The sequence below is a fragment of the Streptococcus sanguinis genome (assembly GCF_001078705.1).
In the GTDB taxonomy this organism is placed as follows: Bacteria; Bacillota; Bacilli; order Lactobacillales; family Streptococcaceae; genus Streptococcus; species Streptococcus sanguinis_D.
On sequence record NZ_CDMW01000001.1, the window covers coordinates 1,654,956 to 1,670,352 of the forward strand.

Genomic DNA, 15,397 nt, shown 5'->3' on the forward strand with positions numbered 1-15,397 from the left:
TATTTTTCAAGCTATTCTGCCGAAATTCCTAGAATTTCTCGAATTTCCTCCACAGAGAGACTGGATTTGGCTTCTGCTCCGTCCAGAATAGTTGAAACCAGATTGCGCTTGCTCTCCTGCAGCTCCTGTATCTTCTCCTCAATCGTTCCCCGTGTAATCATCCGATAGACTTCGACATTGCGCTCCTGACCGATACGGTGGGCACGGCCAATGGCCTGGGCCTCAACTGCTGGATTCCACCAGAGGTCGACCAGGATGACTGTGTCAGCACCGGTCAGATTGAGACCGACACCTCCAGCCTTAAGGGAAATCAGAAAGGCTGAACGCTGACCGTCATTGAAGGCTGTTGTCATGTCCTGACGCTCCTTGGCTGGAGTAGAGCCTGTAATCTTAAAGGACTCCATGCCCAGCTTGTCCAGCTCGCTCTCGATAATATCCAGCATACCACGAAATTGTGAAAATATGAGGACACGACGATTACCATCTTGTATCTGTTCAAGTAATTCCCGCAAACTTTCCAGCTTACCGCTCTCGCCCTCGTAATCTTCCATAAACAGTTTCGGAGTGTCACAAATCTGACGGAGGCGCATAAGACCGGACAGAATCTCTATCTTGCTGCGGTTGATTTCATCTTCTGTCGCATGGATAATTCTGTCCTGCATTTGTTTGAGCAGAGCCAGATAAATAGTCTTCTGACTATCCGCCAATTCATTGCGATAGGCAACTTCAATCAAATCAGGCAATTCCTGCAGCACATCTTCTTTCTTGCGCCGCATAACAAATGGTTTGATATAGCGAGCGACTTTCTCAGCCGGCAGTTTTAAAAATTCCTTTTTGCTTGGCAAAAGTCCTGGCATGACAATCTGGAAAATAGACCAAAGTTCTCCCAGATTATTTTCAATCGGCGTCCCAGAAAGGGCATAGGTATGCTCCACTTCAAAATCCCGTAAATACTGGGCAATCTTAGTCTGGTCATTCTTCATGACCTGCGCCTCATCCAAAATCAGATACTGGAAGTGATTATCCCGGTATTCTTCCACATCCTGCCTGAAAGAAGCATAGCTGGTAATGGTAATCTGATGTTTCTCCGCGATCAGCTCATCACGAACATTTTTCAGACCATACACCACCGCCACATCCAAATGTGGAGCAAATTTAGCAAACTCATCGCTCCAGTTGTAAATCAGGCTGGATGGTGCCAAGATTAAGACTTTCTTAGAGTCATCTATACGCGAACTCAGAAAAGAAATCGTCTGCAGGGTCTTTCCTAGCCCCATATCGTCAGCCAAGATGCCACCGAATCCATACTTATCCAGCATGGATAGCCACTTGACACCCGTCTCTTGGTAATCCCGAAGGTCAGCCTTGACTTGTAGCTTGGGAAGAGGAAATTCCTCAGGGTGAGTCAGGTCAAAGGCCAGCTGCTGCACATCTTTTGAAAACTGTACTCTATCCTTGCCCTTGAAAAACTCTGCCAGTTGGTAAGCTGCTAGACTGCTAGTCTGAATGAAACCATTTTTAGTCCGCTTACTCCGCAGCTGCTGCAAAGTCCGGCTCATCTCCTTGGTCTCTTCATCGAAAATCAAGACTTGCCCAGACTTACTGATAAAGAAGTCCTGCTCCTTAAAGAGCGAATCAAGCACCGCGTCAATCTCTGACTGCGCAATACCAGCAAAATCGAAACCAACATCTAAGAGGCCGCCCTTCATCTTGACAGTGATCCTTGGACTTTCTATCTGTGCCAGCGCCTCTAACTCTTCTGTCATGCTGACACGGCCCAAAGCCTCAAAATTGGGAATGACTTCCGAGAAGAAATGATAAATTTCTTCCGGCTTCAGAGGCGGTCGCTGACTGTAAAAGTCTGCCACAAAACCTGCCTGCAGCATTTGCTTAAATACTTGCTGCTCATGCTCAAAATTACCTGCAAAAGGCAGACGTTCCAAATCTTTGCGAGTCGTCACCTTCCTGTCTCCATAGTCAAAGACAGTGTCCAAAATCAGACGCTTGTCAGGGCCGATATCAAAGTCAAACTTGGCTGTAAAGTCATGAATCATCATACTTCTAGGTGCTTCTACCCGACCAACCTTTTTAAACTCAGACAAACTGGAAGCCAGCTTCGTTCTCTCTGCCAAGTCGAATTGCAGGCGCTTCAACCGATCATGCTCTATAGGCAGCTCCCGTAAAGCCTTCATCAGTCTAATCTGCTGAGGATTTAGCTGATAGAAGGTATCTCCATAAAAGATAAACTGCCCATCATAAAGCATCTTATAATTCTTCTCAGCAATGACTAGCTCAAAATGCTCTTCATGCTCTTCCACTTGGAAAGTATAAACTTCTGCCTCTTCATGTAAATCTTGGAAAAAGACTTCACTGTAGTCATAAAGGCTGTACTCTAAGCGGAAAGAAGACAGATTCATCAGGAAGATAACCCCCTCTTCAAAGATACTAGCCGGGAAGAAAAGATTACGCCCAGCATTTGGGAAAATCAAAGAGGAATCTTGCCCCTGATAGTCGGGCACTAGCCCCTGCAGGAAAAAGAGCAAATCTTGACTGGCTTCATCAAAATCCTCCAAATGAATAGCCTCATAGTAACTCTTACCAATCTGATAATGCCCGCCCTTTTCCAAGGTCCGAAGGAAGGAAAGAACGTCTCGGACAACATAAGAGCGCTCGTCCGGCAAGCGACTGATCCGGAGACTCCAGAGAAACTGTCCTGTATAAGAGTCCTCCTGACCAGTAGCCGAGAGCTCATAACGAACCTGTTGTTCGGATTTCTCTGGCAAGACCTTATCCAAGAACAAGCTTCCAAAAGAAACCAGCTCTTGGGTCTCCTGACTGGTCAACTCCTCTTCTTCCATACTCTTTAGCACATCTTTTCCAGATGGAGCATTTTTCAGGTAATACTCCAAGGCCGCCAGATGGGCACAATATTTTTTCTTCTGGAAAAAGTCGCAATAACAAAAGATGACATCATCATCCAAGCTATAGCGCAGATTACACTCGTCCACACGAGCATATAAAAGAGAATCACTGACCTCAAGGATTACTACCTTATTGTTTTCAACCAGGGCAATTCCTTCTGTCCGAATCTTACCAGGAATTAATTTTGCCATAATTACCACCTTACATTTATCTCACCATTATACCATACTTTCGACATAAAAAAAGAAAAGCAAGCTCTTATGCTTACTTTCATTTTTACATATAAACGTATGTTTGTCAAATTGCTGTTTTACAACTCTACTTCCGCTTCCTTGCAATCAAGTGAATTGGGGTCCCTTCAAAGACAAAAGCCTTGCGGATTTGATTTTCCAAGAAACGCAAGTAAGAGAAGTGCATAAGCTCTTCTTCGTTGACAAAGATGACAAAGGTCGGCGGTTTGGTCGTTACCTGAGTCGCATAAAAAATCTTGAGGCGTTTGCCCTTGTTTAAGCCGCTGTGCTTTGAGATGAATTTTTCACTAAGAACATACCAATTGTAACATACAGTGATATAACTAGAATAAGTTTAAACAAAGACCATAGCATAAGCAAAAAAACAATAGTCTTCTCATAAAAACTATAATAAGTTTCACTCAAATAGTGACCTTGCACTTGTACTTCAACTCCACTGAAAAAAAGTTGCCAAAGCAGAAGAAAGAAAGCCAGTAAATAAATAGTTGCAAATATCCAAAACACTATATTATTCCCTAGATATCTCCTTAATGCCCAAACCACAAGCAGAAATACAGACAAGAAAGTTATTATAAATAATTCAAAATATGACACTTTCTATCTCCTCATAGTAAAAGTAGAAATCCCCAATCTTCCAGCTTCTACTTCCGCTTCCTTGCAATCAGGTGAATGGGCGTTCCTTCAAAGACAAAAGCTTTGCGGATTTGATTTTCCAGGAAACGCAGGTAAGAGAAGTGCATAAGCTCTTCTTCGTTGACAAAGATGACAAAGGTCGGCGGTTTGGTCGTTACCTGAGTCGCATAAAAAATCTTGAGGCGTTTGCCCTTATCGGTCGGTGTCGGATTAATGGCAATGGCATCCATGATGACATCATTGAGCACCGCTGATGGAATACGGGTGTTTTGGCTTTGACTGATTTGCTTAATCATGTCCGGCAGCTTATGGAGACGCTGCTTGGTCAGGGCAGAGACAAAGATAATCGGCGCATAAGACAAGTACTGGAACTGGTCACGGATATCTTCTTCCCAGTCTTTCATGGTATGGTTGTCTTTTTCCAGCGTATCCCACTTATTGACAACAATAACAATACCTTTTCCAGCTTCATGGGCAAAGCCAGCGATTCGCTTGTCGTACTCACGAATTCCTTCTTCAGCATTCAGCACCATCAAAACGACATCTGAGCGGTCAATGGCCCGCATGGCCCGCATGACAGAGTATTTCTCTGTGTTTTCATAGACCTTGCCAGACTTGCGCATGCCAGCCGTGTCAATCATGGTAAATTCCTGACCTTCACTGTCCGTAAAGACCGTATCAATAGCATCACGCGTAGTACCAGCAACAGGACTAGCAATAACCCGGTCTTCCCCCAAGATGGCATTGATCAAGCTAGACTTGCCAACATTAGGACGGCCAATCAAGCTAAACTTAATCATATCAGGATTTTCAGCCATTTCTTCATTTGGCAGATTTTCAACAATAGCGTCAAGAACATCTCCTGTACCAATCCCATGGACTGAGGAAACCGGGAATGGATCACCCAAGCCCAGCGCATAGAAATCAAAAATCTCATTGCGCATTTCGGGATTATCCACCTTATTGACCGCTAAAATAATCGGCTTATGGGTCTTGTAGAGCATGCGAGCCACATACTCGTCCGCATCCGTGATACCTTCCTTGCCAGACACGACAAAAACGATAACATCTGCTTCGTCCATAGCGATCTCAGCCTGGTGTTTGATTTGCTCCATAAAAGGCGCGTCAACATCGTCAATTCCGCCCGTATCAATAATACTAAACTTGCGGTTGAGCCAGTTTGCAGTCGCATAGATTCGGTCGCGGGTCACCCCTTCAACATCTTCCACAATGGAAATCCGCTCACCGGCAATCCGATTGAAGAGCGTTGATTTGCCGACATTAGGCCGGCCGACAATGGCAATAGTTGGTAAGGCCATGTTTTTCCTCTTTCATTCTTTAGGACAGAGCCAAACTCCGTCCTATTTTTCTAATTTCTTTTCTTTGAACAATTGGTCGATAGCCTGATTTGGCTCTTGACCAAATTGAGCAGCTAGGCGCCGACTCCAGGTTTCCTTAGCTCGCTCGCCAGCATATTCAGTCTGAACGCGGTCATAGGCTTGGATAGTTGAACAATCCTGTTCACGATATTCTTCCTCAAAGACCACTGCTTCATAAGGCAGGCGTGGCTTTACTGCATGGTTCTGGTTAGGAGTTCCCAGAGCAAGCCCAAAGACTGGATAAGTGTAGTCCGGCAGCTTGAAAAGCTCTGCTATTTGACTGGAAGCATAACGAACCAATCCAATGATTACTCCGCCATAACCCAAACTTTCAGCTGCTAACAGGGTATTTTGCCCCGCTAAAGCAGCATCTACTGAGCTAATCAGGAGATTCTCTGTCCCTTCAGGATAAAAGTCCTCCGTATGCAATTGAACGCCCTTTTGAGCTCGATTGAGGTCGCCAACAAAAAGCAGGAAGGCTGAAGACTGCCGAATGGCTTCTTGAGGTACCAGGTCAAAGAGAGCTTCTTTTTTCTCTTTGCTTCGCACCACAATGATAGAGTAGGACTGGAAATTTTTCCAGCTGGACGCAGCCCGCCCAGCATCAATGATGGCATGAAGTTCCTTATCCGAAATCTGCTCCTCCGTAAAGCGGCGGACAGACGTGTGAGCATTCATCAAGTTAATTGTTTCATTCATCGGCGGTTCTCTCCTTCTAGGCGTACCTCCTGAGCCAGAAACTTAATCCGCTCCATAACCCGCTTGGCCTGCCAAGTCTCATCGCCATTCTTAGAGCTGGCAAAGTGACGCTCCAAATCCGCAAAACTAAAGTTAGAAGTAAAGAAAGTTGGCAGATTTTCCTGCATGCGATGCTGGAGAATGACCTGCAAAATCTCATCTCGCATCCAGGGGCTAGACTGCTCTGCACCGATATCGTCCAAAATCAGCACTTGAGCCGTCTTGACCTGGTCAATCTTCTCCTTGACCAAGCCGGAACTGATCGCATTCTTAACATCTAAAACAAAGCTTGGGTAATGAACTAGAGTAGTTGAAGCCCCTCGCTCTACTGATAATTCATGAGCTAAAGCAGCCATCAAATAACTTTTCCCAATACCAAAATCTCCATAGAGATAAACAGCCTTTTGATAATTAGGATAAGCAGCGACAAAATTAGCCAATCGTTCAAAAATTTCATCACGATTCTTTTTTAAGTCAATTTGACTGAAACTCGCATCTTTAAGACTAGAAGGTAGATTAATTAGATTGATCCGTTCTTTAATATTTTTCAACTTTTCCTGCTCAATCAACTCAGGTGTCTCTTCATAGGCAACATCCGCATAGCCTTCATTCTTCACCAAGATTGGTTTATAACCCTTGGCAATATAGGTCTCGTCCCCAAGCAAAAAGCGGTTGCGCTCCGTAATATACTGGTTAAACTTGGAGACACTCCGCTGAATCTCAGCTTGGGTCAGCTTTTCCTGCTGAATAAGGGCTGCCACATCTGGATCCGCCATAATCTGCTTGACCAGCTCCTGATAGTCAAAATGCCGCACCCTGTTCCTATGAGGCATATTCTGTCCTATTTTCTCCATTTAATCGCCACCCGAACCCTTTCTAATTTTTTCTAAAAGCTTGCGTCTTTTCTCTTCTAATTTTGCTTGTTGCTCAGGAGTAGTATCATCTTTATAGTCAGGATTACTCCAGATTGGCACATTGCTTTTGGCAGAAGCTGAGCTGACTTGCGCAGGACGATTATTCGTCTGCTGGTTGCGCTCACGGATTTTCAAGACAGCTTCCTCAGCTGTCGTCACCTTTTGATAAGAAAAATCATTGGCTACCTTGAGGGCATACTTTTCATTGAGATTGGCTGAATCCACCTTATTAAAGGTCAAGAGCAAGATTACATTGATAACTTCGTCCAAAAGACCTAAGTCAGCTAAATCCAGCAAAAGCTTTCTCTCCGTCCGAGTAATAGCAGCCTGACGGGTTTTTTTGATTTCTGCCAGGAAGACCATTGGCGATGTTCGTTTCGCTTCTTGGATAATAGACTGCTCCTGCTTAGAAAACTGACCTTCTGCTGGCTTCTGAGCTAGCTTTTGCTTCATCCGCTTTATAGAAATGACCTGAGAAACAGCAGTTTCTCTAGCCAAAACATAGGTCTCATACCAAGTCCACTTTTTCTGTTCAGCAATTGCAAACAATTCTAATAAATCTTCTTTTTCATTGGCAAAGCGAAGATTGTCCTGAGCCATCCGTTGCTTGAAATACTCCAAGTCAAAATCATTGGCCTTTCGCACTGCTCTTGGTTGCTCAGCTTCCATACCAAACACTTGCATAAAAGGTTTGACCAATTTCTCTCCGCTAGGATTTTCTGGTCGCAGGGTTTCTGCAGCAGCTTCGCCGATTTTCTTTTCCAAGAGCCGGCTGTACACATTATGGCTGAAAAATTCCTCCGCCGTTAAGGTCGGGTGGAGTTGAATCAGATAATGGCCATCTGTTTGATACAGGTCCACTAGCTTAATCGCCGCTAAACGCTCAAAACTTTCTTCTAAAATATTAAGTCCAAAATCTAAATGATTGAGAATCTGACTGAAGAGGTGCTGCTTTTGCCCATTATCCCCAAAAGACAGCAGATAAAGATAAAGTGTTACCGCTTCTCTTCCCAAAATCGGCAGATAGAGCTTGGTCAAGATAGCAATATCTGGGCTGACTGCATTATTGCGCAAGAAAGAAAACTGATGGTTTGGTTTCATTTATTTGTCCTTTTTCTTCTTGGACCCCTTGGTAATCTGCTTGAGCAGGTTTTCTAGCTCGCCCACATCCTTGAAACTCCGGTAAACACTGGCGAAGCGAACATAGGTGATTTCATCAAGCTCGGCCAGTTCATCCATGACTAAGGATCCAATATACTCACTATTGATTTCATTGTCGCTCTGACTACGGACCTTTTGCTCGATTCGGTTGACAATCTCCTCTATTTCGTCACTAGATACTGGCCGCTTTTGAGCCGAGCGAATAATACCGTTAAAAATCTTATCTCGAGAAAATTGCTCACGTGTCCCGTCCTTTTTGACAACAACTAGGGTTCTCTCTTCGACGCGCTCGTAGGTCGTGAAGCGATGCTGACATTCCTCACACTCACGGCGGCGGCGGATTGTATTCCCATCTTCTGCCTGTCTGCTATCAACTACACTTGATTTATTCCCACCACATTTCGGACAACGCATACCATTTCCTCCTAGAATCCTAATACTTCATTATAACACGTTTTCAAGAATAACAAAAGACAGCCGTTTGGGGTGTAAAATTTCGCCACTTTCTCCTAAATATATCTTTATCAAAAAGAAAAAGCGAGGCAAATCTGTTGCATTCACAGCCTTGCCTCATCTTTTTTGTTTTTATAATGTCACTTGCACTTCTATACCAAAATGGTCACTGACAACAGGTGTTGCTTTCCCGTCAAAAACAACAGCGGAGCGCTCAACATCCATCCCTTGACTAGTGAAAACATAGTCTATCTTCAGAGCATGCTTATTATCATCCCAGCCAGCGATAGTTCCTTCTACTGTCGCCTCTCCGCTAGCTTCTTTTGCAGCGGTATGACTATCCTGCAGCTTCAGCGGACTCGCTAAGATGGCCTGGTAGCCTTGCTGGCCGACCGGATTGTTGAAGTCCCCCATCAGGACCAAGGGACTTTCTGCTTTTAGCAGCTCTGCTTCAAGCTTAGCCCATTCCCCCTGAAATCCTTTGTCCCACCAAGACAGATGGCAGGAGGCAATTGTCAGCAATTGACCTTCTACCTCAGTCTCGACTAGCAAGACCTTGCGGGTATGGTAATCTGTAGGATCATTAGTCTCTGATACCAGAACTTCTCTAGGAGCCATAGGATTTCTAGATAGAATTGCCACTCCTTCGTTGTAAATATCAAACCCAATATGATTATAGGCCCAGGACCAATGATAGTCCAGTCCTGCCTCAGCCAACTTTTCTACCAGACATAGAGCAAAGTTGTCTTGATGAATCGCAATCGCTCCTTCAACCGCCTGATAGAAAGGAGCCTGAACAACCTGTTCAGACTCCGTTAATTGATTGACTTCCTGCAGGCAAATGACATCATATTTTTCTTGAAGAATGCGCTCTACCAACTGATTAAGCTTAGTTTCTTGCTCTTCTTCCATCCAACTATGAGTATTTAATGTCAGGAATTTTGCCATGATTTCTCTTTTCTATATTACAATTCAACCTTAGCAACAACTGTCTTAGCAGATGCTTGACCAAGTTTTTCTACTGTTACAGACTTGATAGCTGCTGCATTTGTGAAGACTACGATTGTTGAAGTTTCACGTCCTGCTTCTTTGATTGCTTCCAAGTCAGCCGTTACAAGAAGATCTCCAGCTGCAACTTTTTGACCTTCAGAAACATGAACTTCGAATGGTTTGCCTTCAAGGCTAACAGTTTCTAAACCAATATGTACTAAGACTTCCAAGCCGTTATCTGTCACAAGACCGATAGCATGCTTGCTAGGGAAGACGCTAGTTACTGTACCAGCAACTGGTGAATAAATCTTACCGTTTTCAGGCTCAACTGCAAATCCATCACCCATCATTTTTTGTGAGAATACTGGATCTTTAACATCTGCCAAGTCAATGACTTGACCGTCCGCAACAGTTTCAACCTCCTCAGTCACACCTTTGTAAGAAACTTCGGCAGCTTCAGATTCTGCTTTTTGGCTAGGAAGTGTTTCAGGAATCACTTCACCAGAATCCAACAAGTCTTGAATATCAGATTTAAGAACGTCAGCTTTTGGTCCGTAGATAGCTTGAACACCTTGGCCCTTCATAACCAAGCCCATAGCGCCTTCTGCTTTCCACTGTTCTTCTGTTCCAACTTTTTCAGCATCTTTGACAGTCACACGCAGACGAGTCATACATGCATCTACATCTACGATATTAGCACGACCACCCAGAAGGTTGATAACATTTACTGCTTGAGAAGCTGCAGCAACTTTACCACCAGTTGAATCTGATGAAGAAGCTTCATCTGAACCTTCAGCAGTTTCATAGTTGCCGTTACGCCCTGGAGTTGCATAGTTGAACTTCTTAATCATAAAGTTAGAAATGAAGTACATCACAACACCAAAGAGGATCGTTACCCAGATAAAGTTGATGATATCTCCACCAAGACCAGCATTGATGGCCATAGGAGTACGAGTCAAGAATTCGATAGAACCGAATGAGTGCACACGTAAAGCAACAATGTCAGCCATTGCAAAAGCAGCACCTTGAACAAGTGAGTAGACCAAGTAAAGTGGAGTTGCAACAAACATGAACATGTACTCGATTGGCTCAGTAACCCCTGTCAAGAAGGTTGCCAGAGCAGTCGCAATCATCATACCTTTGTATTTGTGTTTCTTGTCAGCATCCACATTGTGATAGATAGCTGCTGCTACCCCCATAAGGATACCGAAGGAACCAATCATCTGACCAACTTTGAAGCGAGCTGGGTGAACAGTCTCAAGTAAGTGCTTATAAGTATTAGGGTCAGCTGTTTTCGTACCAACCAAGTCAGTTACCCAAGCCAACCAAAGTGGATCTTGACCAGCTACGGTTGTTCCCGCACCAGAACCAGTAATAACCTCATAAACACCACCTAGCTCTGTGTAGTTCATCGGAATGGTCAGCATGTGGTGCAAACCAAATGGAAGCAAGAGACGTTCCAAAGTACCATAGATGAATGGAGCCAAAATTGGTGCAGTATCTTGTGAGTTAGCAATCCAAATACCAAAGCTATTGATACCTGATTGAACAACTGGCCATACGAATGACAAAACAATTGCTACGATTGCTGAGCGCAAGATAACAACGAAAGGTACAAAACGCTTACCATTGAAGAATGACAAGGCATCTGGCAATTTACGGAAGTTATAGTATTTGTTGTAAGCTGTTGCTCCTACAAAACCAGCGATGATTCCGACAAAGACACCCATATTCAGAGCTGGTGACTCCAAAACACTGATGAAATAGTCAGAAACCTTAATAGAAGCACCAAACATGGTTTTAACTACAGCTGTCTTATCAGCTAACATATCACCAGTAACGCCAAACATGACACCAGTGATACGGTTAATCAGGATAAAGGAAAGACCTGCAGCAAAGGCTCCACCAGCGCGTTCTTTTGCCCAGCTTCCACCGATAGCCAAAGCAAAGAGGATATGCAGGTTACCAATAACCCCCCAACCAATCTGCTCTAAAACACCACCGGTAGTGACTAAAACACCTAAATTTGGATTAATCATCGGAATAGACTTACCGATACTAATCATCAGTCCTGCTGCCGGCATAACAGCAACGACCACCATCAAAGCTTTACCGAATTTTTGCCAAAATTCAAAGCTAAAAATGTTCTTGAATGAATCTTTCATCATTCAGACCTCCTTATATTTTTTGCAAACCACTCCTTTTTGTGAAATCGTTTGCATGTCGATACATCTATTATAGCACGATTTTTTATTTTGTAAAGGCTTTTATAAAAATATTTTCTCTTTTTTTGCATCCCAAAGGCTAAAATCTCTCTTTACCAGCCATATTCTTGCTATATTTTAACGAAAACGATTGCATAGAATTGCCAGAGAGTCCGCATTATTTCTCCGATCAATACTGTAACAAGCGCAAAAAAACTCCGTCTCTCAAGGAGAATAGAGTTTTGAATTTTTATTCTTGCATGGCATAACCAACACCACGAACAGTTTTGATATAGCTTGGCTGTCCTTCCACATCAATTTTACTGCGCAGATAACGAATATAAACATCTACAACGTTGGTCTCTGTTGCACTCTCGTACTTCCAGACACGCTCTAGCAGCTGCTCACGGCTCATGACCTTATTGCTGCCCACCAGGGTCACCAACAGATCGTACTCCCGACGCGTCAGCGCAATGACTTCCTCACCGCGGTAAACCGTATGATTTTTAATATCCACGCGCAGATTGCGATAAGAGGTCGGAATTTTCAAGAGGCTGCAGTGCTGGTCAATAAAGTCACGCCCGCGGAAAATAATAGAGACACGCTCCACTAAATCACTGATAATGAAGGGCTTGACTACATAGGAAACAGCAAAATGCTGGATTGCTTCCTGTTGCTCCGCAATCTCTTCGCGACTAGCCAAAACGATAATGACCGAAGCTGGCTTAATCAAGCTCAGCTGCTTAGCAAAATCGCTGGCAGTCATATCTTGAAGATCATAGTTGAGCAGGAGCAAGTCATAATCCACATCTTTTGCCAGAGCCAGTCCCTCATGACCAGTCTCAGCCAAATCTACAAGAAAGCTTTCTTTTTGCAGTTCCAAACTCACAAATCGGGCAAGATTTTTTTCATTTTCTACTAGTAAAATTCGCTTTGCCATAGGCCTATCCTATTTTTCGTCGTACCAAGAATAGTGGTAGGTACCTTCTTTGTCTTTACGGTTGTACGTATGAGCACCAAAGTAATCACGCTGCGCCTGAATCAGATTAGCTGGCAGATTTTCTGCACGGTAGCTATCAAAGTAAGCAATGGCACTGGAGAAGGTTGGTACTGGTACACCTGCTTGCACAGCCAAGCTGACAACATCACGAACTGCCTGCTGATACTTAGCCGTAATATCCATGAAGTATTCATCTAAGAGCAGGTTTGCAAGGTCAGCATCACGACCGTATGCGTCTGTAATCTTTTGCAGGAAGCGAGCACGGATGATACAGCCAGCACGCCAGATAGAAGCAATCTCACCAAACGGCAGATTCCAGTTGTTTTCCTTAGAAGCTACACGCAGTTGAGCAAATCCTTGAGCATAAGACATGATTTTTGAGAAGTAAAGAGCCTGACGGATCTTTTCAATCAACTCTGCCTTATCTCCTTCAAAAGTGAAAGCAGCTGGTTTTGGCAATACCTTGCTGGCAGCTACACGCTCATCTTTGTAGGTAGAAATGTAACGCGCAAAGACTGATTCTGTAATCAATGGCAGCGGCACACCTAAATCCAGAGAAGATTGACTTGTCCACTTACCAGTTCCCTTATTGCCAGCTGCATCCAGAATGTAATCAACAATTGGACCATCTTGACCTTCATCGTCCTTACGTGTCAAGATATCCGCTGTAATCTCAATCAGATAGCTGTCCAGCTCGCCTTTGTTCCACTCTGTGAAGATGTCTGCCATTTCACTAGCTGAAAGCCCCAGCAAGTGCTGCATAAGGTCATAACTTTCAGCGATAAGCTGCATATCTCCATATTCAATCCCGTTATGGACCATTTTTACATAGTGACCAGCACCATCAGGACCGATATAGGTAACACATGGTGCACCGTCTTCAGGAGCTTTAGCAGAGATTTCTTCCAAGACATCCGCCACCAACTCATAAGCTTCTTTTTGACCACCCGGCATGATAGACGGTCCTTCCAATGCGCCCTTTTCACCACCGGAAACACCTGTACCGATGAAGTTGATACCAGAGTTAGCCAACTCTTCATTACGGCGAATGGTATCTTTGTAGAAAGTATTCCCACCGTCAATCAGAATATCGCCCTTATCCAAGTGAGGGAGCAGCGCTTGAATAGTCGCATCGGTACCAGGACCAGCTTGAACCATCAGCATAATCCGACGTGGCTTTTCGATAGAGTTGACAAAAGACTCCACATCATAGCTTGGCACAAAGTTTTTCTCAGGATGAGAGGCAATGACGTCCTCTGTCTTGTTTGCTGAGCGATTATAAATGGCAACTGTGTAGCCACGAGATTCGATATTTAGGGCAAGGTTACGGCCCATAACAGCCATACCAACAACACCAAAATTTGCTTTAGTCATTATGTTCTCCTATAGTTTGTTTGTCTTATTTTATCATTTTTAAGGCTTAAAAGAAAGTATTAAGTCGGTGACTTATGAAAGGGGTAGGGGATAGGAAAACCAAGCTCAGATGAAACTGAACTTGGTTGTGGGAATTTACAGTAAAGTAGAGACTTTCATAATAATCCCCAAATACCTAGCTAGAATGTCCTCCGACTGAACATCATGGATATCCTAATTTTGATATATTTTTTTTAGAAGTTAATTTTATTTTATCTTTAAAATTTTCTTAAAGAAATTCAAAAATTTGCCTTCATTAAAACCTCGCATTTGTTTTTCAACAAAAAGTCTTGTCTTTTCATCTGAATATTCTAATTCTTTATTTGGTAATAACTTTTTTAGAACCTCCCTAACATAATCATCAAGAGCTATTGAAATGCGCTCAATCTCATTTTGGTCAAATTTTATTCTATTTCCATGAGTATGCTGCGACCTAATCTTATATGCAATGGCAATATTATCAACAATTTTTTGCTTTTCTGTTGATTCCTCTGACAATAAATTAGCTGTTATATACTTTAGCTTTCTTCCCATTCTACGCGTACCGTCTTCAAAGGCATATAAACACTGTAGAACTTGCATATATTTATCAATTTTAGAAGCAAGTAAACCACTATTACGTGCTTCTTGTAAATAGACAAGTGCTCTAGAATAACTTGCAAATTTACTTCTATCTATTTTATCATTTTCAAACGAAGTATAATGATTGGTAATATGATTGCTCTCAATTTCTTTGGTTCCTATACGAGAATTTAAAATCGGAAATACTAATTCATAATATTTTTTTATACTTTTAATTTCTCTGCCATCAACTGAAACCAGTTGATGGCTCCCATTTGCCATTGTATAATTCATATCAGAATTTGAAGCAGAGTAATACCCATTCTCAATAATCGTATAAGCTAAATTCGATTGTACACAAGAATCTTTCAAAAGCCAAATAGCAGTTGATAAAGAGACAAGTTTAATTAGCAAATTATAATGATACTCACCATAAACTCTATCAGCAAGCTCTTTAATTTTTTGGTTTTTTATAGCTTCACTAGCCAATTGTTGATGATTTAATTTATCCTCATGCGAAAATTTTATTTCTTCAATCAAAGATAATTTATTCAAAAATTCTTCTAATCTGACACTACCAAAATATTCTTTAAATTGTTTTAAAAATTTCTTGTGATTTAAAAAATATTTTTTAGATAGATCAACTTTTATAGATACACCAATCTCATCAGTATCTCTAATAAAATTAAATAGCTCCAAATCTGTTTCACTAACTTCTAGAAAATTAAATTCCATAGTAATTATATTCATTATCTTCTCCTTAATCATTAAGTATAAG

12 protein-coding genes and 1 pseudogene are annotated in these 15,397 nt (G+C 42.6%); all 13 read right to left on the bottom strand.

Annotation, left to right across the window (positions count from 1 at the left end; all coding sequences use genetic code 11):
• Window positions 1–11: 11 nt before the first annotated feature.
• Window positions 12–3,113, bottom strand: coding sequence for a pilus expression-regulating Snf2 family helicase (locus SSV_RS08375; RefSeq protein WP_072074449.1), 3,102 nt, complete (start codon window positions 3,111–3,113; stop codon window positions 12–14).
• A gap of 127 nt (window positions 3,114–3,240) precedes the next feature.
• Window positions 3,241–3,429 (bottom strand): annotated as a pseudogene (gene engA, locus SSV_RS08380) (ribosome biogenesis GTPase Der); the annotation flags it as partial.
• Window positions 3,429–3,767, bottom strand: a complete 339-nt coding sequence (locus tag SSV_RS08385) for a hypothetical protein (protein WP_072074451.1) — start codon at window positions 3,765–3,767, stop codon at window positions 3,429–3,431. The pseudogene engA and the gene SSV_RS08385, both read right to left, overlap by 1 nt.
• Before the next feature lie 47 nt (window positions 3,768–3,814).
• Complete coding sequence (der, locus tag SSV_RS08390; RefSeq protein ID WP_072074452.1) at window positions 3,815–5,125, bottom strand: ribosome biogenesis GTPase Der; 1,311 nt, start codon at window positions 5,123–5,125, stop codon at window positions 3,815–3,817.
• A 42-nt stretch (window positions 5,126–5,167) separates the two neighbouring features.
• Window positions 5,168–5,884, bottom strand: a complete 717-nt coding sequence (locus SSV_RS08395) for an NADPH-dependent oxidoreductase (protein WP_072074453.1) — start codon at window positions 5,882–5,884, stop codon at window positions 5,168–5,170.
• Complete coding sequence (gene dnaI, locus SSV_RS08400) at window positions 5,881–6,777, bottom strand: primosomal protein DnaI (RefSeq protein WP_072074454.1); 897 nt, start codon at window positions 6,775–6,777, stop codon at window positions 5,881–5,883. Before dnaI ends, SSV_RS08395 begins: the two co-directional genes overlap by 4 nt.
• Complete coding sequence (locus SSV_RS08405; RefSeq protein WP_072074455.1) at window positions 6,778–7,938, bottom strand: DnaD domain protein; 1,161 nt, start codon at window positions 7,936–7,938, stop codon at window positions 6,778–6,780. It lies immediately after the preceding gene.
• The gene (gene nrdR / locus SSV_RS08410; RefSeq protein WP_072074456.1) at window positions 7,939–8,412 is read right to left on the bottom strand and encodes a transcriptional regulator NrdR; all 474 of its coding nucleotides are present in this window, start codon (window positions 8,410–8,412) and stop codon (window positions 7,939–7,941) included.
• A 171-nt stretch (window positions 8,413–8,583) separates the two neighbouring features.
• Window positions 8,584–9,399 carry an endonuclease/exonuclease/phosphatase family protein gene (locus SSV_RS08415; RefSeq protein ID WP_072074457.1) on the bottom strand — a complete coding sequence of 272 codons (816 nt, stop codon included), beginning with the start codon at window positions 9,397–9,399 and terminating at the stop codon, window positions 8,584–8,586.
• 17 nt (window positions 9,400–9,416) lie between these two features.
• The gene (locus SSV_RS08420; RefSeq protein WP_072074458.1) at window positions 9,417–11,609 is read right to left on the bottom strand and encodes a PTS transporter subunit IIBC; all 2,193 of its coding nucleotides are present in this window, start codon (window positions 11,607–11,609) and stop codon (window positions 9,417–9,419) included.
• A gap of 286 nt (window positions 11,610–11,895) precedes the next feature.
• Window positions 11,896–12,585 (bottom strand): response regulator transcription factor, encoded by a 690-nt coding sequence (locus tag SSV_RS08425; protein ID WP_072074459.1) that lies wholly within the window; start codon window positions 12,583–12,585, stop codon window positions 11,896–11,898.
• A 9-nt stretch (window positions 12,586–12,594) separates the two neighbouring features.
• Window positions 12,595–14,019, bottom strand: a complete 1,425-nt coding sequence (gene gndA, locus SSV_RS08430) for an NADP-dependent phosphogluconate dehydrogenase (RefSeq protein WP_002899701.1) — start codon at window positions 14,017–14,019, stop codon at window positions 12,595–12,597.
• 246 nt (window positions 14,020–14,265) lie between these two features.
• Window positions 14,266–15,369 (bottom strand): hypothetical protein, encoded by a 1,104-nt coding sequence (locus tag SSV_RS08435; protein WP_125438299.1) that lies wholly within the window; start codon window positions 15,367–15,369, stop codon window positions 14,266–14,268.
• Between the last annotated feature and the right edge of the window lie 28 nt (window positions 15,370–15,397).

Coding starts and splice junctions, on each gene's coding strand:
- SSV_RS08375 (WP_072074449.1), bottom strand. CDS start 3,113: ATGGCAAAATTAATTCCTGGTAAGATTCGGACAGAAGGAATTGCCCTG.
- der (WP_072074452.1), bottom strand. CDS start 5,125: ATGGCCTTACCAACTATTGCCATTGTCGGCCGGCCTAATGTCGGCAAA.
- SSV_RS08395 (WP_072074453.1), bottom strand. CDS start 5,884: ATGAATGAAACAATTAACTTGATGAATGCTCACACGTCTGTCCGCCGC.
- dnaI (WP_072074454.1), bottom strand. CDS start 6,777: ATGGAGAAAATAGGACAGAATATGCCTCATAGGAACAGGGTGCGGCAT.
- SSV_RS08405 (WP_072074455.1), bottom strand. CDS start 7,938: ATGAAACCAAACCATCAGTTTTCTTTCTTGCGCAATAATGCAGTCAGC.
- nrdR (WP_072074456.1), bottom strand. CDS start 8,412: ATGCGTTGTCCGAAATGTGGTGGGAATAAATCAAGTGTAGTTGATAGC.
- SSV_RS08415 (WP_072074457.1), bottom strand. CDS start 9,399: ATGGCAAAATTCCTGACATTAAATACTCATAGTTGGATGGAAGAAGAG.
- SSV_RS08420 (WP_072074458.1), bottom strand. CDS start 11,609: ATGATGAAAGATTCATTCAAGAACATTTTTAGCTTTGAATTTTGGCAA.
- SSV_RS08425 (WP_072074459.1), bottom strand. CDS start 12,585: ATGGCAAAGCGAATTTTACTAGTAGAAAATGAAAAAAATCTTGCCCGA.
- gndA (WP_002899701.1), bottom strand. CDS start 14,019: ATGACTAAAGCAAATTTTGGTGTTGTTGGTATGGCTGTTATGGGCCGT.
- SSV_RS08435 (WP_125438299.1), bottom strand. CDS start 15,369: ATGAATATAATTACTATGGAATTTAATTTTCTAGAAGTTAGTGAAACA.